This window comes from Pseudomonas sp. RIT-PI-a (assembly GCF_001187875.1).
Lineage (GTDB): Bacteria > Pseudomonadota > Gammaproteobacteria > Pseudomonadales > Pseudomonadaceae > Aquipseudomonas > Aquipseudomonas coleopterorum.
In genome coordinates, this window is the sequence record NZ_LGIR01000011.1 from 776,887 (window position 1) to 797,583 (window position 20,697).

Here is a 20,697-nt window from a genome sequence, read left to right on the forward strand (position 1 = left end):
TCGCACACGGGCATCCAGGGTGGCATATCTCCAAAAGACATATAAAAAGCATTATTTATTCTTTTTAAATATTCGGCCGAAGGTGCAATCTCTACCTCACGCACTGCGGTGCGACCGAATGTCTAACGAGGATGACTGCATGACCATCAAAGCGATCAACGTACGCAACCAGTTCAAAGGCACCGTGAAGGAAATCATCGAAGGCCCGGTGGTCTCGGAAATCGATGTGCAGACGCCAGCCGGTATCGTGACGTCGGTCATCACCACCCGCTCGGTGCACGAGCTGGAATTGCAGATCGGCAGCGAAGTCATCGCCTTCGTGAAATCCACCGAAGTGTCCATCGCCAAACTGTAACAATTCACCCGCATACTGATTCGGTCCCCACGTTTGACCACGTGGTGTCTTGTCACGTTTGAAGCCGAAAGAATCTTGAGGGTCGTGCTCTTGCAGGGGAGCACGGCCCTTTTTTTATTCGCCGCAGGTTGTATGCGCCGCAGGTGACTCACCCCAGCGGCGTCGGCGCCAGAGTGCCGAGCAGGGCGACAGCCGCCACCGCGCCCAGTCCGCAGGCCCATTCAAGGGTGACCGTGCGCTTGAACGATTGCACGTCCAGCGGACCCCGAGCCAGTTGCCGGCGGTGCCACACAGCCAGGCCGAGCATGGCCAGCACCAGCGCCAGCTTGACTGCCAGAACCGTGGCGAACCCGGACGCACCTGGCACCGGCAGGAAGGAGCCAGTCAACGCCCGGGTGTTGATCAGCCCGGTCACCAGCAACCCCGCCACCAGCACACACCCCACGCCACTGAAGCGACCCAGCACCACGCGCAGATCCTGATCGCCGGGGCGTGCAAGCACGAACATCAACAGCATCAGGCCGCCCAGCCACGCGCCGACACATAGCAGGTGGATCAACTGGTTGATCACCAGCCAGGTGCCCGCCGAGCCTTCAAACATCGCTGCATGACCGACCGGTGCCAGCGTGGCCAGGGCCAATGCACTCAGGGGGCGGGCCACCACCTGAAGTTTTGGATGAGGAATTCGCAGGCACACCAGGACCGCCACACAGGCGAACAGGTGCAGGGTCCAGACCTTGCCGAAAAAGGTTTCACCCAGGACCCGGCGCACCAGCGCCATGTCCAGCGACCCGCCCATCTCGAAGGCCACGGCGAACAGCCAGGCGACACCGCTGATCAGCGCGAGCGCTGCCAACAGGCACACCAGGGGATCGATCAGGTTGCGCAGCCGACCTTTTTGGGCGGGCTGATCGAGCAGCAGCGGGCGGAACATGCAGGCGCCGAACACCAGCATCAGGCTGGTGAAATGCAGGAAGCGCAGAACGATCAACACACTCATGCTCAAGGACTCACGGTGACGCGGTACTCACCGGCGCTTTTGTGCGTGTCCACCGACACCACCTGCCAGTGCACCGTGTACTGCCCAGCCGCCAATGGCGCGGCAGGCTTGACCACCAGGGTCTTGCGATCGTCGACGGCGCTGGCCAAGGGTTGCAAAGCGACCGGCTCACCGCCCGCGGCCGTCAGCGTGACCTTGCTGAAGCCCACTTCGATGGCTTCGGAAAAGCCCAGGCTCACTTGCGCTGGCGCAGCGACAGAGGCATCGGCGGCGGGCACCGGATGGGTCAGATGGGCATGGGCCATGGCCAGGGGGGAAACAAGCACGAGGAGGGCGGCGCTGAGCAACTTGCGGGCAGACATGACGAGGGCCTTGAACAGTGAAAAAGGCCGCCAATAAAGCATGATCCGCACCGTTGGGCAACGCCGCCCGGTTTCGACGCGCGAAGGCATGGCGAGGCGCCAGTCGGGCTGAACTCCCTAGGCGTGCTCCAGCCTAAGCTGCATGACTCACTGACCAGGAGGCCTTCATGGCCAGCAAGAAAGTAGCCGACATCGTCATCCAGACCCTGCAGGAAGCAGGTGTGCGCAACTGCTACGGCATCGTCGGCGACACGCTGAATCACGTGACCGATGCGATTTCGCGCAGCGAGATCGAATGGGTGCACGTCCGCCATGAAGAAGCGGCCGCATTCGCCGCTGGCGCCGAGTCGTTCATCAGCGGTCGCCTGACGGCCTGCGCCGGATCGTGCGGGCCTGGCGGCTTGCACTTCATCAACGGCATCTTCGAAGCCCAGCGCAACCACGCGCCCATGGTGCTGATCGCCAGCCAGATCGTCACCAGCGAACTGGGCATGGACTTTCCCCAGGAAGTAGACTTCAAAGCCATCTACGGCAGTTGCACGGTGTTCTGCGAGCAGGTGTACACCCCGGAGCAGGCACGCCGGGTGACCACGCTGGCTGCGCAGACCGCGCTCAATGAAGGCGGCGTGGCGGTGATCATCCTGCCGTCGGACATCAGCTCCGCCGAGGTGAAGAACGATCGTCCTTTCAGCGTCCATCAGCCGCGTCCGGTGTTGCAACCCAGCCTGGATGAGTTGAACGAAATCGCCGACATGCTGGGCAAGGGTAAGAAGATCGCCATCTATGCCGGCTTTGGCTGCGAAGGCGCCCACGACGAACTGATCGAACTGGCCCAGCGCCTGAAAGCGCCCATCGCTCACACCTCGCGTGCCAAGGACTTCGTCGAGTACGACAACCCCTACAACATGGGCATGACGGGCGTGTTCGGGGTCGAGTCCGGCTACCACGCCATGATGGAGTGCGACACCTTGCTGTTGCTGGGTGCCGACTTCGCCTGGGGCCAGTTCTATCCGCAGAACGCCAAGATCATTCAGGTGGATCGCAAGGGCGCCCATCTGGGACGTCGTCATCCCATCGATCTGGGCGTGGTCGGTGACGTATTGCCCGCCCTGAAGGCGCTGCTGCCCTTGCTGGCCGAGCGTACCGAGCACAGCTTTCTGGAAGACTGCCTCAAGGTGCGTCAGAAGACTCTCAAGACCCTGGCCCACGATCAGCGTCATACCGACGGGCATCTGATCCATCCGCAGTATCTGACCCATCTGCTGGACAAGCATGCCAGCGAAGATGCGCTGTTCACCGCCGACGGCGGTTCGCCCATGGTCTGGGTGCTGCGCCATATCAACACCAACGGCCAACGTCGCACGCTCACCAGCCTGCGCCACGGCACCATGGCCAATGCCATGCCACAGGCGCTGGGTCTGCAGAAGGCCTACCCGCAGCGCCAGGTCATATCATTGTCTGGCGACGGAGGCCTGGCCATGCTGCTGGGCGACTTGCTCACAGCGGTTCAGGAAAAATTGCCGATCAAGGTGGTGGTGTTCAACAACAGTTCGCTGAACTTCGTCCAGATCGAACAGAAGGTCGAAGGCCTGCTGGACAACTTCACCGACCTGCACAACCCCGATTTCGCCAAGTTGGCCGAGGTGATGGGTTTCTACGGCGAACAGGTCTCGGACGGCGCGAGCCTGGAGCAGGCCGTGCAGCGCTTTCTGAGTCATCCCGGCCCCGCGTTGCTGGACGTCAAGGTCAACCCGGAAGAACTGGTGATGCCGCCCAAGATCGAGCTTTCGCAAGTCTCGAACATGGCCCTGTATTCAGCCAAGGCCATGCTCAGCGGGCGCGCCGATGACGTGGCGCACATGCTGGTGGACAACTTCATCAAGTAAGCGCGGTGGCAAGCAGTACAGACCAGGCCGTTGCGGCGAACGCAGCGGCCTTTTTGTTCTCAGGCTATTTGTTTTCCTTGCTCTCCTTATGGATCAGGTACATCACGTAGCCGAACGAGCCGAGCGTAGCGGTGATGATGGTCAACATGATCACACCGTCCATAACACACCTCCAGAACATGAAATTTCGTTCAGGTGACTATGGACGTTCCGAGCAAGGTAAAACAGATCCAGAAGGCGCTGAAAAAACCGGATCAGATGGCGGGCTTGGCGTTCAGCAATTTGGCGAAGTGACTGATCGCCAGCTTGTAGCCGTGGGTGCCGAAACCGGCAATGACACCGACCGCCACTTTCGAGACGAATGAGTGGTGACGGAACTCTTCACGGCGGTGGACGTTGGAGATATGCACTTCCAGCACCGGTACTTCGCAGGCGATCAGTGCATCGTGAATGGCGATTGAGGTGTGGGTCCACGCACCCGGGTTGATGACGATGCCGGCCACGCGCTGGCGGGCCTGGTGGATCCAGTCGATCATTTGCCCTTCGTGGTTGGTCTGTCGACATTCGATGCTCAGACCCAATTCCTGGCCGCTCTGCACCGCCATGGCTTCTACATCGGCCAGGGTTTCGTTGCCGTACACGGCAGGCTCACGCAAGCCCAGCATGTTCAGGTTGGGGCCATTGAGTACGAGGATGATCTGGGACATGGGGCTTCCTGGTCGGAGGTGATGGGGCCATGGGGCAGGGCGGCTGCACCGTGGCATCGAGACCGGAAGAATACCCAAAAAAACGGTAAAAGGAATGGATGTGAAAACGGGTGGCCTGAGCGGATGCGGTGATACGCATCTTGGCCCAGCCACCCGCTTGGATCACGGCAACGCAGAAGGCTCGAACGCAATGCCCTCGAGCCGCCGCTTGATCAGTTACCGCTGCTGCCACCCGCGCCGCTGCCTGCGCCTTTACCGGAGCTGGCGCCATTGCCAGTACCGCTGCCTACCGCACCGCTACCGCTGCTGTTGCCGGTACCATTGCTGAAGGTGCCCGAGCCATTCGGGGTGCCGGAGGTGGTGGTGCCGCTGCTGCTGTTGGCGTCGTTGGTACGACCACTGCCCATCTGGTTGCCCGTGCGGGTGTCAGTGCTGGTGGTTGGCGACGAAGGGCTGATTTCCTTGCCTGGAGGCACCGAACCGGCCAACGCATACATACTGGTGGCAGACAGCAGGCCGACGAGGGCAAAGCGAGTAATTGTGCGAGTGACCATGGTATTTCTCCGTTATAGGAATCGGTACGCAGATTTGGGCAGTGAATGGCCATGATCGGTGCCGCAATTCCGACGAACGGTAGCACCCAGGATCCCCCCCGACCCCATCCATACACCCGGTGCGGCCGAACGTGGCTCGCGCCGCTGCTACAGGCGCACGCGGTCGCTGTAGCAGCGGCGCGAGCCGCGTCGGCGGTGTGTGCGGTGCGCCTGAATGAACGCGGTGCGGCCGGACGTGGCTTGCGCCGCTGCTACGGGGATTGGGGGGCCTTGATGAATGCATGCGATCCGGGGATCACCAGAATGGCGCGGGGGCTTGGAGGGCGTCGTTGATGACGGCGATGGCTCGGTCGACATCGTCCTGCGTGCTATAGCGACCCAGACTCACCCGCAAGCTGCTCAGCGCCTGAGCCTGGCTCAAACCCAGTGCCAACAACACGTGCGACGCGGCGGCACTTGCCGAATTACAGGCCGAGGTCGAAGACACCGCGATACGTCCGGCCACCGCCTGCATGGAAAAGGTCGGGCTGTCGATGCAGACGTTGAGCGTGTGGGGAATCCGATGCTCGGCGCACCCGTTGAGCGATACGCCTGGCAGCGCCAGCAATCCTTCGCGTAATCGTCGGGCCAGTGCCTGGATTTGCCGGTTATCGCTCTGCATCTGCGCGCTGGCCTGGGCGAATGCTGCGCCCATGCCGACGATCTGATGCGTCGGCAGCGTGCCTGAACGCAGGCCCTGTTCATGGCCACCCCCATGCATTTGCGCGCGCAGTACCGGGCGAGCGCATGGCCCGACATAGAGGGCGCCGATCCCTTTGGGTCCATACAGCTTGTGGGCGGACAGGGACAGCAGATCTATGCCGGCCTGAGCCAGGTCGATCTCGACCTTGCCAGCCGCCTGGGCGGCATCCACATGCAGCAGCGCGCCATGCGCCTGTACCCGTCGTGCGATCTCCACAACATCAGTCAGTGTGCCCAGCTCGTTATTCACCCACATCAGCGACACCAGACGCGTATTGGGTCGCAGTGCCGATGCCACGGCCTGTGGTTGAATCAGCCCGCGTTCGTCGGGGCTGAGCCAGGTGACCTCGCAGCCGGCCGCCTGCTGCTCGCGCACGGTGTCGATGACCGCCTTGTGTTCCAGCACGCTGGTGATGATGTGATCGCCGGGACGGGTACAGCCCTTGATCGCCAGGTTGTTGGACTCGGTAGCGCCCGAAGTCCAGACGATATCCTCGCCTGGAGCATTGATCAGTTCGCCCACTTGCCGCCGCGCCAGTTCAACGGCCTGGCACGCTTGTTGGCCGTAGGCGTGGGCGCTGGAGGCGGGGTTGCCATAGACGGCATCGCGCCCCATGCAGGCCAGCATGGCGCTGATGACATGATCGTCGATGGGCGTGGTGGCGGCGTAATCCAGGTATACGGGGAGGGTAGGCATAGCGTCTCGACCAGTGCTGATTTCGTACCACTTATGCTAGCGATGAACGCGGTGAAAAAATTTGATATCTGTACTGATCGACCGGTTAGGTACGCAAAACTATTGCTTAGATTGACGATATGGGAGAAATATTTTCCGGCATACTGATCGCCACCCATAAAGACCCACTCAGGCTCGCATTTTCATGGACAAGTTCGACATGGCCATCCTCGATATCCTGCAAGCAGACTGCACCCGTCCGCTGGCTGACATCGCCGAGCAGATCGGCCTGGGCGGCACTGCCTGCTGGCGTCGCATCCAGAAGCTCGAACAGCAGGGGGTCATCACCCAGCGCGTCGCGCTGCTCGATGCACGCGAGTTGAATGTTGCCGTAACGGTATTTGCCGAGCTGCGCACGCAACGGCACAACGCGCAATGGCTGGAGGATTTTCACAGGGTCATCGAGGCATTGCCCGAAGTGGTGGAGTGCTATCGAATGGCGGGGGATACGGACTACATGCTGCGTATTGTGGTACCGGACATCGCCGGCTATGACGCGGTGTACAAACGGTTGATTCAGGTGGAGGGCATTTCCGACATCAGCTCGACCTTTGCGATGGAGCGCATCAAGTCGACCACGGTCTTGCCGCTGCAATACGCCAAGCGCCCGTAGGGGCGGTCACCGGCCGCGAACCAGGTACCCAGGCAAACGGCCCCAGCCTGGAATTACCCAAGCCGGGGCCAAAAACTCACTTCTTGACCGAAGACTTGTCGATCATCTCGACGATGGTGCCGTTGGGAATGTTCACGCGCACGTACTTGTCCTTGATCTCGACCCACTGCTCGTTCTCGTCGGGCTGCTTCAAGCCATGCTTGGCTGGATCGATCGCCAGTTCCTTGCGCTTGTAGGAGTCGGGCACTTTGTCGCCCTCTTTGATTTCATGATCACCGTTGCCTGGACGGTCCAAGGTGACGCTTTCTTCCTTGGCGCCGGTTTCGGCTGCGAAGGCAGGTACGCTCAAGACGCAAAGGGCAGCGAGAGCAAGGCGAGGCAACAGCTTGGAAGTGGTCATAATGATTATCCTGGATGTTCGAGTAGGGCGACGCGGTACGCGCAAGCGTCAGCGTCGACAGACTATTGACCGACGCTGATGACTTTGTTTCCGTCCATCTTTCAACAACCTGCCAAGAACTCATTCCTCATCCTTGCTTTTCAACAGTTGCGTGGCGGTGCTGTTGAGCAACGATCCGGCCTGGAAGTAACCCATGACCGTCGCCACGCTGCGGTGCTCGGTCATCGCCATCACCTCGCCCAGCGGCACACCCTGCCGGCCCGCTTCGGTCACGAAACCCGAGCGCAGGCTGTGGGCGGCCCAGTCCCCCTCCAGACCTGCAAGCTGAGCCCGACGCTTGACGATACGCGCCACCTGATCGCCGCCCAGGCCTTGGCTTGCCACCTTGTCGCCACGGTACAGACGACGAAACAGCGGGCCCGTGGTCGCCGGCGCGGCAGCCAGCCACGCCGCCAAGGCATGGGCCGCAGGCCCGCGGAGGGGCTTCTCTCGTCGCGTACCGGCGGTGTCGGTCTTGGTGGCACCGAGGCTGTAGACCCAGGTGTCGGCATCCAGACGCCGCACATCACCCACCTGTAGCCCGATCACTTCGGAGCGGCGCCGACCACCGCCACTCCAGGCCAACAGGAGCAGGGCGCGATCGCGGGTGCCGCGCAGGCCGTCGGTGCAGGTTGCCAGCATGGCCTGCAGCGGCTCCAAGGCCATGGCCGTTTTTTTGCGCACGGTCACGCCTTGGCGTGCTTGGGCTTTCTGCGCGTTGCGCAACAGGGTCTTGAGCGCTGGCGACTCGGTCGGACTGTCCCAGCCCTTCACCCGATGCCACTTGCCCAGCACCGCCAGACGATGCTGCACGGTGCTGTAGGCCAAAGCACCCAGCCGTGACTTGGCACCGGCCTCGACCAAAGCGGTGTCGATGGCTTCGGGCAGCAGGTGATTCCAGGTGCCGTCCTCCAGCGGCCGGGCCAGATGGTCCAGGACGAATTGAACCGCCACCGCCGCGGGCAGTGCAGCATCACCCAGCACCTGTTCGTAACGCAGCTTCAGCCACGCGGACCAGTACGCCAGGGCACTGCGATAGCTGCGTACCGTATTCGCTGCAGTGCCCGCAGCAACAAAAGCCTGGGCCGCACGAGCGGTGCTTTCCGCCAATGAATATAGGTCCAGAGGGTTTGCATTAACCGCTGAGATGTCATATGTACTATTCATTACGTTCAACGTATTATATTCTTAGTTTCAGATTTATAAGGTCGGATAATCTTTCATTATCATACCTAATCCAACGGAGAGCAGGCCATGGCAGTAGGCGTACCGGAAAATGACGTATTTGCCGCGGCAGATGCCGTGCTGGCCCGAGGAGAGCGGCCAACGGTTGAACGTGTGCGCCTGGAGCTGGGTCGCGGCAGCCCGGCCAGGGTCGGCGCCTTGCTGGATCAGTGGTGGGGGCGCTTGGCCGAGCGGCTGCGCGGGGAAACCAGGCTGCCGGGGTTGCCGGCTGAAGTGGCCCAGGCGTTCGTTGCGATCTGGCAGCAGGCAACGACGCTGGCCCAAGGTGTTGTCGAACACTCGTTGGCGGCCCAGCGTGAGCAACTGACGGCAGAGTACGAGCGGGTCGCGGAGGTCGAGGAACAAGCCCGCCGCGACGCTGCCCAGGCTCGTCGCCAGGTGGCCGAGGCGGAAACGGCCCGTGGCAACGCCGAAACCCGCCTGGCCGATCTGGAGAAATTGCTGGCCCAGCGCCAGGAGCAGATCGACGATCTGCAGCATCAGCGCGTCGATCTGCAGGGCGCGCGCAGCGAGTTGCAGGCCGATCTAGCGGCCCTTCAAAAAGCGCTCCGTGAGCAACAGCAGCAGGCCGAGCACAATCGCCTGGCTCAGGAGGCCTATGTGCGGGGCGTCGAAGAGCGTTCGCACCGCGAGGTCGACCGCGCCCGCGAAGACCTCAAGTCGCGCAGCCTCGAGGCCCGTGAGCAACACAAGCAACTCGAAGCGTTGCAGAAGCGTCTGGAGCACGCGCAAATCGCGCTTGGCGAAGCGCAGCTACAGGCGGCGGCCCGTGAAGCACGCTCGGCATTGGCGGTAGAGCAGGGGGAGCATGCACGACAGCAGCTCGAAGCCCAGCTTCAGGCCGCGCAAGCAGGGCAGGCGTCAGCGTTGCAAACCGCCGCCGCCCAGCAGGCACGCGCCGAGACTCTGGACGCCCAGTTGGCCCTGCTGCGCCTGCCGCCGCGCAAGACGCGGAGTCGGAAGACGGAATGAGGGGGGGTTCCAGCAAGCGTGTAACAGCCGCAGTGCTCGAAGAATGCGGGCTCAAAAATATCCGCACTGGCTAAACCGCTCAAACGGTCTGAGCGCTGAAAACATTGTCGCGAAAGCACAGGCGGATCACTATCGGCCAGTGCCTTCAAGGTCACAACGATCTCACAACACCCAGATCCCATAACAACAAGCAGGGTCATGTGATGCGCGATTATTTCACCACCGCTCAGGCGTTCGATTACCCGCAAACTGCCGCGCAGGACCTGCACGGCAACCTCGATCAGCTCAATGCCTGTGTCGAATGCTGCGACCGCCACGTGGGCGAACAGGCAGTGGCCCTGTATTGCGAGTCGCAGCAAGGCGTTGCCACGCAGTACACCTTCGAGCACCTGCAGATCCATGCGGCACAGTTCGGCAATTTCCTGCGCAGTCAGGGCGTCAAGCCCGGTGATCGCGTTGCCGGGCTGATGCCACGCACGGTCGAACTGCTGATCGCGATACTGGGTACCTGGCGCATCGGCGCGGTCTATCAGCCGCTGTTCACCGCGTTCGGTCCCAAGGCCATCGAGCAGCGCCTGCATTGCTCGGGGGCCAATTGGGTGGTGACCGATCAGCACAATCGCCACAAGCTCGACGAACTTGATCACCGTCCCAACGTGATGACCGTGGGCTGCACCATTGCGGGCACCGGCGAACACGACTTCTGGACGGCACTGCAAGGGCAGAGCCGCGAATGCGAGCCCGTGATGCTCGACGGCAATGCGCCTTTCATGCTGATGTGCACGTCCGGCACCACCGGGCCGGCAAAACCGCTGGAAGTGCCGCTGCGCGCGTTGCTGGCGTTCAAAGGCTATCTGCGCGATGCCGTCCAACTGCGCAGCGACGATCGGTTCTGGAATCTGGCCGATCCGGGCTGGGCCTATGGGCTCTACTATGCCGTGGCCGGCCCGCTGGCCCTGGGTCATGCCACCTTGTTCTACGACGGCGGCTTCACGGTCGACAGCACCTGCCGAGTGATCGACAAGTACGCGATCACCAACCTCGCCGGGTCGCCAACGGCCTATCGCATGCTGATCGCTGCTGGTGATCGCTTCGCGGCCGGGGTGCGCGGGCGACTGCGCATTGCCAGCAGCGCCGGAGAGCCGCTCAATCCGCAGGTGATCCGCTGGTTCGCCGAACAGCTGGGCGTTGTGGTCCACGATCACTATGGCCAGACCGAGCTAGGCATGGTGCTGTGCAACCACCACGACCTCGATCATCCCGTGCACGAAGGCTCGGCCGGTTTTGCCGTGCCTGGCCATCGCATCGTGGTGCTCGACGCGGACCTGCAGGAACTGGAGGCCGGTCAACCCGGGGTGCTGGCGGTAGACCGCGAGCGCTCGCCGCTGTGCTGGTTCGGCGGCTACCTGGGGATGCCGACCAAGGCGTTCAAAGGCAAGTATTACCTGAGCGGCGACACCGTCGAGCTCAATGCCGACGGCAGCATCAGCTTCGTGGGCCGCAACGACGATGTCATCACCACCTCAGGCTACCGAGTCGGGCCCTTCGATGTGGAAAGCGCCTTGATCGAGCATCCGGCGGTGGTCGAGGCCGCCGTGGTGGGCAAGCCCGACCCGGAGCGCACCGAAGTGATCAAAGCCTTCGTGGTGCTGCAGGCGGGTTTCGAGGCAGGCCCCGAGCTGGCCGAAACCCTTCGCCTGCACGTACGTCAGCGGCTCGCCGCCCATGCCTACCCGCGCGAGATCGAATTCGTCGAACAGCTACCCAAAACCCCCAGCGGCAAATTGCAGCGCTTCATCCTGCGCAACCAGGAAATTGCCAAGCAGCAGGCGTCCAGCGCCTGACGAGGAGACCGTTTCATGCACATCCAAGACAAGGTTTTCATGGTCAGTGGCGCTGCATCCGGGCTCGGTGCCGCCACCGCGCGGATGCTGGCCCGTGCAGGCGCACGCCTGATGTTGGTGGACCTCAACGCCGAGGCGCTCAAGGCGCAGGCCAGTGAACTGGAAGCCGGCTACGCGGTAGCCGACATCACTCAGGCCGATGCCGCCAAGGCCGCCGTAGACATGGCCATGACCAGCTTTGGCGGACTGCACGGGCTGGTCAATTGCGCCGGCGTGGTGGCCGGCGAGAAGATCCTCGGCAAGCAGGGCGCCCACGGGCTGGACAGTTTCAGCCGCATCATCAACATCAATCTGATCGGCACTTTCAACCTGCTGCGCCTGGCCGCCGAGGCTATTGCCAAGAGCACCGCGAACGCCGAGGGCGAACGCGGCGTGATCATCAACACCGCCTCGGTGGCCGCCTTCGACGGTCAGGTCGGCCAGGCCGCTTATGCCGCATCCAAGGGCGCGGTGGCGAGCTTGACCTTGCCGGCGGCACGGGAACTGGCGCGCTACGGCATTCGGGTGATGACCATCGCGCCGGGCATCTTCGAAACCCCGATGATGGCCGGGATGAGCGATGAGGTGCGCACTGCGCTGAGCGCCGACGTGCCCTTTCCGCCGCGCCTGGGCAAGCCGGAGGAATATGCTGCTCTGGTGCGCCATATCATCGAAAACAGCATGCTCAATGGCGAGGTGATCCGTCTCGACGGCGCCTTGCGCATGGCGGCCAGGTAATAAGGAAAACTACAGATGAATGAAGATCCGATCGTTATCGTCAGCGCCGTGCGCACACCCATGGGTGGCTTTCAGGGCGACCTGCGCAGCCTGACCGCGCCTCAGCTGGGCGCTGCGGCCATCGCGGCCGCCGTCGAGCGCGCCGGTATCGATGCCGGCAGCGTCGACCAGGTCCTGTTCGGCTGCGTGCTGCCGGCCGGGCTGGGCCAGGCACCGGCGCGCCAGGCGGCACTGGGCGCCGGGCTGTCCCATGCCACGACTTGCACCACCCTGAACAAGATGTGCGGGTCGGGCATGCAAGCCATGCTTTTGGGCCACGACGCCTTGCTCGCAGGCAGCGCTCGGGTGGTGGTGGCCGGGGGCATGGAGAGCATGTCCAACGCGCCCTACCTGTTGGATCGCGCCCGCGATGGTTATCGCATGGGCCACGGCCGGGTACTCGATCACATGTTCCTCGATGGCCTGGAAGACGCCTACGAAACCGGTCGCCTGATGGGCACCTTTGCCGAGGACTGCGCCCAGGCGCACGGTTTCAGCCGTCAGACGCAGGACGAATTCGCCCTGGCTTCGCTGACCCGCGCACGCCAGGCCATCAGCGACGGCAGTTTCACCTCGCAGATCGTGCCGGTGCAGGTCATCCGCAACAAGCAGCCACAGATGATCAGCGATGACGAGCAGCCGCCCAAGGCCGACCCGGACAAGATCCCCACGCTGAAACCGGCCTTTCGTGAGGGCGGCAGCGTGACGGCGGCGAATTCCAGCTCGATTTCCGATGGCGCCGCAGCCTTGCTGCTGATGCGCCAAAGCGAAGCCCAGGCTCGCGGACTTGCGCCGCTGGCGGTCATTCACGGGCATGCCGCCTTCGCCGATGCACCGCACCTGTTCCCGGTGGCGCCCATTGGTGCCATTCGCAAGCTGGTGGAAAACACCGGCTGGGCGCTGGAAGACGTCGACCTGTTCGAGATCAACGAGGCGTTCGCCGTGGTCACCCTGGCCGCCATGCAGGCCCTCGACCTGCCGGCAAGCAAGGTCAACGTCAATGGCGGCGCCTGCGCACTGGGTCACCCCATCGGCGCGTCCGGGGCGCGCATCGTGGTGACGTTGCTGGCGGCATTGCGGCAACGCAACCTGCGCCGCGGCATCGCTGCCATCTGTATCGGCGGCGGTGAAGCCACGGCCATCGCGGTCGAATGCCTCTATTGAGGAGGCCTGTGGTCGGGGTGCTTGCTCGGCGCCAACGGATGGATTAGAAATGACGACCGCAGGGGCGGGGCAATGATTGCCCCGCAGCCTATTCGGTCCGTTTCGCGCAGAAGCGGTGAGCGAGGATGAGTGAGCCTGACCCGAACACCGCTCGACAGCCCGTCGATGCGCGACACGATCTCGATCCACCTGGTACGTGAAGCCGTACGCGACAGCCATGTCGACCTGGAGCGAATCCTTCAGGCGGCGGGCATCGATGGACAGCTGCTGCTGGATGATCAGGCCCGGGTCCCCGTTCAGCATTACGCCCGGCTCTGGCGACAACTGGCCAGGGCGCTGGATGACGAGTTCTTCGCCATGGATGCGCGGCCATTGCGCCGCGGCAGCTTCGCCTTCCTGTGCCAGGCCTGCCGGCAACAGCCGACCGTGGGCGCCGCGCTCAAGCTGGCGCTGGAGTTCCTTGCACTGATGCTCAGCGACTACGACGGCCGTCTGGCGACCCAGCAGTCGCTTGCGGAAATCGTCCTACGTGAGCGCAGCGCCGACCCCAAACGCGCATTTTCCTGTTTCACCTACTGGATGATCGTGCACGGTATCGCCTGCTGGCTGGCTGGCCGGCGTATCCCGATCCTGGCGATGGAACTGCGCGGCCCTGCGCCTCGATACGTCGGTGATTACCAGGTGATGTTTTCGCCCAACCTGCGCTTCGAGCGGCCGCGCACGCGGTTGATCTTCGCCGCCGAGCACCTCGACATTCCCGTCCGTCGCAGCGCAACGGAGCTGCGCCGTTTCCTGGCCCGCGTCCCGGCCAACATCCTGGTGCGCTACCGCGATCCCGACAGCCTCGGCTGGCGCATCCGCCAACACCTGCGCAACCTGCCGGCTGCCGATTTTCCAGCCATCGAAGCGATGGCGGCCCACTGTGGCGTTTCGGTGGCCACGCTGCGCCGGCACCTGACCGAGGAGGGCGCCGGCTATCAGGCCCTCAAGGACAGCGTGCGCCGCGAGCGTGCGGTGCTGTGGCTGGCTGAACCCCAGGCAACGTTCGAAGACATCGCCGAGCGCCTGGGCTTCGCCGATGCCAGCTCCTTCTACAAGGCGTTTCGCAAGTGGACCGGTGCCAGTCCCGGGCATTACCGCAGTCTGATTCTCGATGCGGAGGATCCACCATTCACCAGGCCGCGCGTGCTGCCGCAACAGACGATCCGCTAAAAATCATCCGCCGGTATGTTCTTGCATTTGTCAGGGTAAAGCCGGCAAATCCGCTTCATTCATCGTTGAATGGACCCATAACGCAGGGTGCCGTCCGGCGTTTTGCGCGCCCATAATGAAAACACAACAACAAAGGTGTCCATGCCATGTTCAAGGACCACATCGTCAAGCCCCGCGCCACCGACAGTCCGGTGTTCATGGGCACAGTAGCCACCGTGTGCTTCGCGGTGACGCTGTTCGCCGGCCTCGGCGAGAGTGGCCTGGCCCGGCTGATGGCACCCGTACTGCTGGATCTGCAGGCGCCCCTGGCAAGGGACGTGGCCGTGGCGGTCACCTTCACCCTGACGCTGGTCCTCAACCTGTTCGTGCTCGGTCGCTTCCCCTTGCGGGCGCAGATCATCACTGTGTGGTGCGAACTGCTGCTGATGTTCCTGCTGTTCTTCGACACCTTTGACCTTTCCTATTCATTCATCGCCACCAAGGTCGGCTTCATGATTACCCAAGGGGTATTCACGACCGTGTATGTGTCGGCGATCTCCATCACCATCGCTTTCGTGCTTGCCCTGCTGGGTGCGACCGCACGCCTGTCGTCCAACGGCTTCGCCATCGCGATCGCCAGCTTTTACACCTCGTTCTTTCGTGGTGTGCCGCTGCTGATCCAGATCTACCTCATCTACCTGGGCATTCCGCAACTGGGCTATGTGGTCGGCGCGGTGCCTGCGGGTATTTTGGCTCTGTCGCTGTGCTATGGCGCCTACATGACCGAGATCTTCCGTGCTGGCATCAGCAGCATTCCCCGAGGGCAATGGGAAGCGTCGCGAGCCATAGGCCTGTCGCCGCTGCAGACCATGATGCGGGTGATTTTGCCGCAGTCCATGCGGCTGATCATCCCGCCCACCGGGAACCAGTTCATTTCGATGCTCAAGGACAGTTCGCTGGTGTCGGTGATAGGCGTCTGGGAGTTGATGTTCCTGGCGCGTACCCAAGGCCGCGCGGAGTTTCGCCATCTGGAGATGTTGATCACTGCGGCGGTGCTGTACTGGCTGCTGTCGATCGTTCTGGAAACGGTCCAGGCCCGCCTGGAAAAGCACTTCAACCGTGCCCACCGCTGAGTAGGGCCAGTTCTTGATATGAAAAAGGCGCCCGCTATGAACCTGGAGCTTGCCATGAATCGATCGACCGTCCCTGCTGCGTCCCCCCGTTCAGCCGCTGTTCGGGTGCGTCGGCTGAACAAGTGGTATGGCGAGTTTCATGTGCTAAAAGAGATTGATCTGCACATTGCCAGCGGTGAGATCGTGGTGATCTGCGGGCCGTCGGGCTCCGGCAAGTCCACGCTGATCCGTTGCCTGAACCTGCTGGAAGACTTCCAGCAAGGTGAGGTGATCATCGGCGATACCCCGCTGACCCGCGGCGCGGCGTGCGTGGCGGGCATACGCCGCCAGGTCGGGATGGTTTTTCAGCAGTTCAACCTGTTTCCGCACCTGAGCGTACTTGACAACCTCATGCTCGGGCCGCGCCTGGTCAGCCGACTCAGCGATGCCGAAGCCCGCGCTCTGGCCCATGAGTACCTGGAACGGGTGCGTATCGGCAACCAGGCCGACAAGTACCCCGGCCAGCTGTCCGGTGGCCAGCAGCAACGCGTGGCCATTGCCCGGGCGCTGTGCATGCGCCCGCGCATCATGCTCTTCGATGAACCGACTTCGGCACTAGATCCGGAAATGGTCAAGGAGGTGCTCGACGTGATGGGCGAACTGGCCGAGGACGGGATCACCATGCTCTGCGTCACCCATGAAATGGGCTTCGCCCGGCGCGTTGCCGACCGGATCATCTTCATGGACCAGGGCCGCATCGTTGAGGAGGCCTCGCCGCAGGCGTTTTTCGACAACCCGCAACACGAGCGTGCCCGCGAGTTTCTCTCGCAGATTCTCAGCCACTGAGTGATCCGTCAGGGCCGGACATGGCTTCAAACGCTGCACACGCCACAACAACGACAACTGCGTATCGCTGCTCTCTGGAGGTTCACCATGACGTCGCTGACTCGCTTGTTCACCGCTGCCGCACTGGCTGGTGTTTTCATGACCGGGGCCGGAGTTGCCTGGGCCGGCACCACCCTGGATCGCATCAACTCGACCAAGGTCATGAAAGTGGCCACGGCGGCCAATTGGCCACCGCAGTCGTTTCTCGGGCCGGACAATGCCCTGCAGGGTTTCGATATCGACGTGGCCACCGAGATCGGCAAGCGACTCGGTAGCAAGGTCGCGTTCGTCACGCCCGAGTACGGCATCATCACCGCCGGGCGTTGGTCGAACCGCTGGGACATCTCCGTCGGCTCCATGACCCCGACCCGCGAGCGCGGCCGGGTTCTGGATTTCCCTGCGGTCTATTACTACACCCCGTATGTATTCGCCGTGCACAAGGCCGCGGCCGGTACCAAGACCGCAGACCTCAATGGCAAGATCATCGGCGTCGAGGCCGGCACCACGTCGGAGGACTACATCAATCGTCGGCTGACCATCGATGCGGCCGACGTGCCGTCCTTCACCTATGACGTGGAGCCTGGCGAAGTGAAAACCTACGGCGACAGCATGGGCCCGCTGGATGATCTGCGCATGGGCAACGGTGTGCGTCTGAACGCGACCCTGTCGGCCCTGCCGACCATCACCGCTGCCATCAAGAACGGCTACCCGATCGTTCAGGTCGAGGGTAAGCCGGCCTACTACGAGCCGCTGGCGATCGCCGTTGACAAGGGCGATGACGCCTTCAACGGGGCGCTGACCAGAATCGTCGAAGAGATGAAAGCCGACGGTACTCTCAAGCAGCTGTCCGAAAAATGGTACGGCGCCGACCTCACCAAGGTGCAGTGAACCAATCCCCTGCGCGTGTCCCTTGGCCCGGCACGCGCAAGGTAGACGCCCGACGAAGGACGAGGTCTTCATGTTCAGCTATATCGACAACTATTACACCGCGACCATGCGCGCGGCCCCCGTGCGCCCGCCGCTCGCTGGCCAAGTCAGCGTCGACGTGTGCATCGTGGGCGGTGGCCTGGCGGGGCTGAGCACGGCATGGGAGCTGGTGTCGCGTGGCAAGTCCGTGGTCGTGCTGGAAGCGGCGCGGGTCGCCTGGGGGGCGTCGGGTCGCAATGGCGGGTTCGTGCTGCAGGGTTGGTCCGAAGGCCTGTCGGCCATCGAGCAGCGCTGCGGCAAGTACACCGCTGGGGCCCTGTTCAAACTGTCCCTGGAGGGCGTGGACAGTGTGCGCGAGACCATCATCGGGCACCAGTTGCCCGGCTGCGCGCCCAGTCGGGGCAAGCTGAGTGTCAGCCGCTTCGACAATTCCGACAGCCTCAAGCGCTTCAGCGAGCGCATGGACCGCGATTTCGGCTTTACCCTCGACTACCTCGACCGCGATGCCTTGCGCACTCTGCTCAACACCCAGCGTTACCATCAGGGGCTGCGTGATACCCACGGCTTCCATTTCCACCCACTGAACTACTGCCTTGGCTTGGCCGAGTTGATCGAGCATAAGGGCGGGATGATTCACGAGCAGTGCGCCATGCTCGAAGTCGTCAGCCGGGCAGGGCGCTCGCAGGTATCGACCGCCCACGGCAGTGTCGATTGCGCTGACGTGGTGTACTGCTGCGGCGGCTACGGCGGCCCTGAGTTCGGCAAACTGCACCGCGCCTTCCTGCCCATTGCCACCTACGTGGTCCTCACCGAGCCGCTGGGCGCGCGCCTGCAGCAGGCGGTGCGCACTTCAGAAGCCGTCGGTGACTCCCGCCGTGCTTCGGACTATTACCGTATCGTCGACGGCGACCGGCTGTTATGGGGCGGCCACATCACTACCCACAACCTGCAGGACGAACAGCGCCTGGCACAACTGCTCACTGCCGATATCCTCGACGTTTACCCGCAACTTCGAGGCCTGAGGATCGACAAGGCATGGTCTGGACTGATGGGCTATGCGCGGCACAAAATGCCCCACATCGGCCCAATCGGCCCAGGGCTGTGGTCCTGCGCTTCGTTCGGGGGGCACGGTATGAACACTGCGCCAGCAGGCGGGCGGGTGATCGCCGAGGCCATCTGCGGTGAATCGGATCGCTACCGCCTGTTCGATCGCTATGGTCTGCAATGGAATGGTGGCCCATTCGGGCCACCGGCGGCGCAATTGGTGTATACCGGTTTGAAGATGATGGACAGATTCCAGGAACGACACGCCGGCGCAGGGCCGCGCTAACGCCTCCTCACGCAAGGTCGATACGGCATGGAAGCACACTCACCCCGTACATTGTTCAACCTGACCGAGAACGATCGCCAGTTGCTGGCGCTACTACAGGCCAACGCTCGCGAGCCGACCGCGTCGCTGGCACGCAAGCTGGGCGTGTCGCGCTCCTCGGTGCAGGAGCGCATCCAGCGGCTGGAGAAAGCCGGCATCATCACCGGCTACAGCGTGCGCATCGACCACGACCGGATACAGCCGACCATCAACTGCTTCACCATGACTTCGTGCACCAACAAAAGCTACACCGATGTCATGACGACGCTGCGCAAGATCGACGCGGTGCAGGCCGTGTACGCGGTGTCTGGGGAGTCGGACTTCATCATTCACCTGGCCACCGGGACCCTGGGCGAACTTAATGCCGAGCTGACCCGGATCAACATGATCAAGGGCGTGGCGCACACCGCGTCGCATATCGTGATGGAGACCAAGTTCAGTCGTCGGTTGAGTGTGTAGCAGGGGCAAAAGCCCGGCGAGAGATTTCACCGGGCGGAGTGCCTGCGGAGTCACCTACAGATTGATCGGGTACTGCGTGATGAACCGAACGTCATCCAGATCGCCGCTGAACGAGTTGCGGTAGGTGGCCTGACGCAGGCGGAAGGTCAGGTTTTTCAGAGGACCGCTCTGCACCGTGTAGGCTGCCTCCAGGTCACGTTCCCATTCGGTCTGGCCACTCGCACCGTTGGCCAGGGTGATGTTGTCGCCACGCAGGTAGCGGGCGAACACATCCAGCCCCGGCACCCCAAGGCCGGCGAAGTTGAAGTCATAGCGTGCCTGCCATGAACGTTCGTCCTCGCGGGTGAATTCGGCGTACTGCACGTAGTTGGCCATGTAGTTGGTATTGCCGCCGTCGGTGTAGAAGACATAACCGCCTTTGCCGGTGATGGCCTGATAGGCCAGCGTCAGTTTGTGCGTGCCGTAGCTGTAGGCGGTCTTGAGGCTGAACGAATTGCTGTCGATATCCCCGCCGCGCTCGGTGCCGGTGCTCTTCTGGTTGTAGAAGCGGAAGTCGGCGGAAAACGCCTGCTGGTCATCGATGGGTTTGACCCAGCTCAGCCCTGCGTATTTCTTCTTCCACAGATCCTGCACGTCCGAGGCATACAGCGCGCCGGTCAAGGCCGGGGTGAAGTTGTAGGTGGCGCCATAGACGTCCGCACGGGTCATGCCGCCGGCATTGTGGCCACTTTGCGCGTACGTGCTGAGCGAGGTGAGGTGGGCGACATCGATGCGCAGGTTGTCGATTTCCTTGCTGCTCAGGTAGAACCCTTCGGTCGTCTCGGGCAAGAGGCGACTGTCCCCGGTCGAGTAGACCGGCAGATTGAGGGTCATTTCGCCGTACTTGAGTACCGTGTTCGAGACCTTGAGCTTTACCGCAGCCGCGGCGCGGGAGTAGTCGTCCTCGGCCCGATCGACCCCAGGCGTGTGCCGGCCATTGCTGGGAAGCAGGCCGGTACCGATGCGGTCCGAGCTGCTGTCGAGTTTCATGCCATAGAGGCCTATGGCGTCTATGCCAAGGCCCAGGGTGCCTGGGGTGAAGCCCGAGGTGAAGGTGCCGATGAAGCCCTGGGCCCATTCTTCGCGATAGCTCTGCGCGTTCGGGCCGGTGTTGTGGAAATCCCGGTTCAAGTAGAAGTTGCGCGCCATGACCTGCGTGCTGCTGTCTTTGAAGAACGGGTTGTCGAGCACGTCGTCGGCAAAAGCCGCAGGGGAAATGGCCGCGCACAGTGTTGCACTGCCAAGCATTAAAGCTGACCGCATGGTGTTGACCCTTATCGA

Annotated in this window: 21 protein-coding genes; 13 read left to right on the forward strand and 8 right to left on the reverse strand. The window is 62.7% G+C overall.

Features of this window, described 5'->3' with window-relative positions; all coding sequences use genetic code 11:
- Positions 1–139: 139 nt before the first annotated feature.
- On the forward strand, positions 140–355 hold the full coding sequence (locus tag AC788_RS05755; protein ID WP_043189662.1) for a TOBE domain-containing protein: 216 nt from the start codon (positions 140–142) through the stop codon (positions 353–355).
- Positions 356–503: 148 nt separating this feature from the next.
- On the opposite strand, the gene copD is transcribed toward AC788_RS05755, so the two are convergent.
- Together copD and copC are read right to left on the reverse strand one after the other, a co-directional pair.
- On the reverse strand, positions 504–1,355 hold the full coding sequence (gene copD, locus AC788_RS05760) for a copper homeostasis membrane protein CopD (protein ID WP_049859632.1): 852 nt from the start codon (positions 1,353–1,355) through the stop codon (positions 504–506).
- Between the two features lie 2 nt (positions 1,356–1,357).
- Complete coding sequence (copC, locus tag AC788_RS05765; RefSeq protein WP_049859829.1) at positions 1,358–1,717, reverse strand: copper homeostasis periplasmic binding protein CopC; 360 nt, start codon at positions 1,715–1,717, stop codon at positions 1,358–1,360.
- Between the two features lie 167 nt (positions 1,718–1,884).
- Between copC and AC788_RS05770 the strand changes: the two genes are divergently transcribed.
- Positions 1,885–3,603 (forward strand): thiamine pyrophosphate-dependent enzyme, encoded by a 1,719-nt coding sequence (locus AC788_RS05770; protein WP_049859633.1) that lies wholly within the window; start codon positions 1,885–1,887, stop codon positions 3,601–3,603.
- A gap of 254 nt (positions 3,604–3,857) precedes the next feature.
- Here the strand turns inward: AC788_RS05770 and aroQ are convergent, their stop codons facing one another.
- The 3 genes from aroQ to AC788_RS05785 form a co-directional block, all read right to left on the reverse strand.
- Positions 3,858–4,310 (reverse strand): type II 3-dehydroquinate dehydratase, encoded by a 453-nt coding sequence (aroQ, locus tag AC788_RS05775; RefSeq protein ID WP_049859634.1) that lies wholly within the window; start codon positions 4,308–4,310, stop codon positions 3,858–3,860.
- 212 nt (positions 4,311–4,522) lie between these two features.
- Positions 4,523–4,864 (reverse strand): hypothetical protein, encoded by a 342-nt coding sequence (locus AC788_RS05780; RefSeq protein WP_049859635.1) that lies wholly within the window; start codon positions 4,862–4,864, stop codon positions 4,523–4,525.
- A gap of 295 nt (positions 4,865–5,159) precedes the next feature.
- Entirely contained in the window at positions 5,160–6,302 is a 1,143-nt protein-coding gene (locus AC788_RS05785; RefSeq protein ID WP_049859636.1) for a cysteine desulfurase family protein, read from the reverse strand.
- Positions 6,303–6,486: 184 nt separating this feature from the next.
- On the opposite strand from AC788_RS05785, the gene AC788_RS05790 reads away from it, so the two are divergent.
- A complete protein-coding gene (locus AC788_RS05790) occupies positions 6,487–6,954 on the forward strand; it encodes an Lrp/AsnC family transcriptional regulator (RefSeq protein WP_049859637.1) in 468 nt (155 codons plus the stop codon).
- A gap of 76 nt (positions 6,955–7,030) precedes the next feature.
- On the opposite strand, the gene AC788_RS05795 is transcribed toward AC788_RS05790, so the two are convergent.
- Positions 7,031–7,354: an RcnB family protein gene (locus AC788_RS05795; protein WP_049859639.1), complete on the reverse strand. Its 324-nt coding sequence runs from the start codon at positions 7,352–7,354 to the stop codon at positions 7,031–7,033.
- Positions 7,355–7,474: 120 nt separating this feature from the next.
- Positions 7,475–8,569 carry a site-specific integrase gene (locus AC788_RS05800; protein ID WP_236690468.1) on the reverse strand — a complete coding sequence of 365 codons (1,095 nt, stop codon included), beginning with the start codon at positions 8,567–8,569 and terminating at the stop codon, positions 7,475–7,477.
- 78 nt (positions 8,570–8,647) lie between these two features.
- On the opposite strand from AC788_RS05800, the gene AC788_RS05805 reads away from it, so the two are divergent.
- The 10 genes from AC788_RS05805 to AC788_RS05850 all read left to right on the forward strand — a co-directional run bounded on the left by AC788_RS05805 (position 8,648) and on the right by AC788_RS05850 (position 19,377).
- Complete coding sequence (locus AC788_RS05805) at positions 8,648–9,610, forward strand: DNA-binding protein (protein WP_049859641.1); 963 nt, start codon at positions 8,648–8,650, stop codon at positions 9,608–9,610.
- Positions 9,611–9,813: 203 nt separating this feature from the next.
- A complete protein-coding gene (locus tag AC788_RS05810; RefSeq protein ID WP_049859642.1) occupies positions 9,814–11,454 on the forward strand; it encodes an AMP-binding protein in 1,641 nt (546 codons plus the stop codon).
- A 15-nt stretch (positions 11,455–11,469) separates the two neighbouring features.
- A complete protein-coding gene (locus AC788_RS05815) occupies positions 11,470–12,231 on the forward strand; it encodes an SDR family NAD(P)-dependent oxidoreductase (RefSeq protein WP_049859643.1) in 762 nt (253 codons plus the stop codon).
- 15 nt (positions 12,232–12,246) lie between these two features.
- Positions 12,247–13,434, forward strand: a complete 1,188-nt coding sequence (locus AC788_RS05820; protein WP_049859644.1) for an acetyl-CoA C-acyltransferase — start codon at positions 12,247–12,249, stop codon at positions 13,432–13,434.
- Positions 13,435–13,599: 165 nt separating this feature from the next.
- Positions 13,600–14,646, forward strand: a complete 1,047-nt coding sequence (locus tag AC788_RS05825; protein WP_049859645.1) for an AraC family transcriptional regulator — start codon at positions 13,600–13,602, stop codon at positions 14,644–14,646.
- Positions 14,647–14,792: 146 nt separating this feature from the next.
- Positions 14,793–15,758, forward strand: a complete 966-nt coding sequence (locus tag AC788_RS05830) for an amino acid ABC transporter permease (RefSeq protein ID WP_049859646.1) — start codon at positions 14,793–14,795, stop codon at positions 15,756–15,758.
- Positions 15,759–15,812: 54 nt separating this feature from the next.
- Positions 15,813–16,583 carry an amino acid ABC transporter ATP-binding protein gene (locus AC788_RS05835; RefSeq protein WP_049859830.1) on the forward strand — a complete coding sequence of 257 codons (771 nt, stop codon included), beginning with the start codon at positions 15,813–15,815 and terminating at the stop codon, positions 16,581–16,583.
- An 87-nt stretch (positions 16,584–16,670) separates the two neighbouring features.
- Positions 16,671–17,510, forward strand: coding sequence for a transporter substrate-binding domain-containing protein (locus tag AC788_RS05840; protein WP_049859647.1), 840 nt, complete (start codon positions 16,671–16,673; stop codon positions 17,508–17,510).
- A 70-nt stretch (positions 17,511–17,580) separates the two neighbouring features.
- Entirely contained in the window at positions 17,581–18,879 is a 1,299-nt protein-coding gene (locus AC788_RS05845) for an NAD(P)/FAD-dependent oxidoreductase (protein ID WP_049859648.1), read from the forward strand.
- Between the two features lie 27 nt (positions 18,880–18,906).
- The gene (locus tag AC788_RS05850) at positions 18,907–19,377 is read left to right on the forward strand and encodes an Lrp/AsnC family transcriptional regulator (protein ID WP_049859649.1); all 471 of its coding nucleotides are present in this window, start codon (positions 18,907–18,909) and stop codon (positions 19,375–19,377) included.
- Positions 19,378–19,431: 54 nt separating this feature from the next.
- On the opposite strand, the gene AC788_RS05855 is transcribed toward AC788_RS05850, so the two are convergent.
- Positions 19,432–20,679: an OprD family porin gene (locus tag AC788_RS05855; RefSeq protein WP_236690469.1), complete on the reverse strand. Its 1,248-nt coding sequence runs from the start codon at positions 20,677–20,679 to the stop codon at positions 19,432–19,434.
- Between the last annotated feature and the right edge of the window lie 18 nt (positions 20,680–20,697).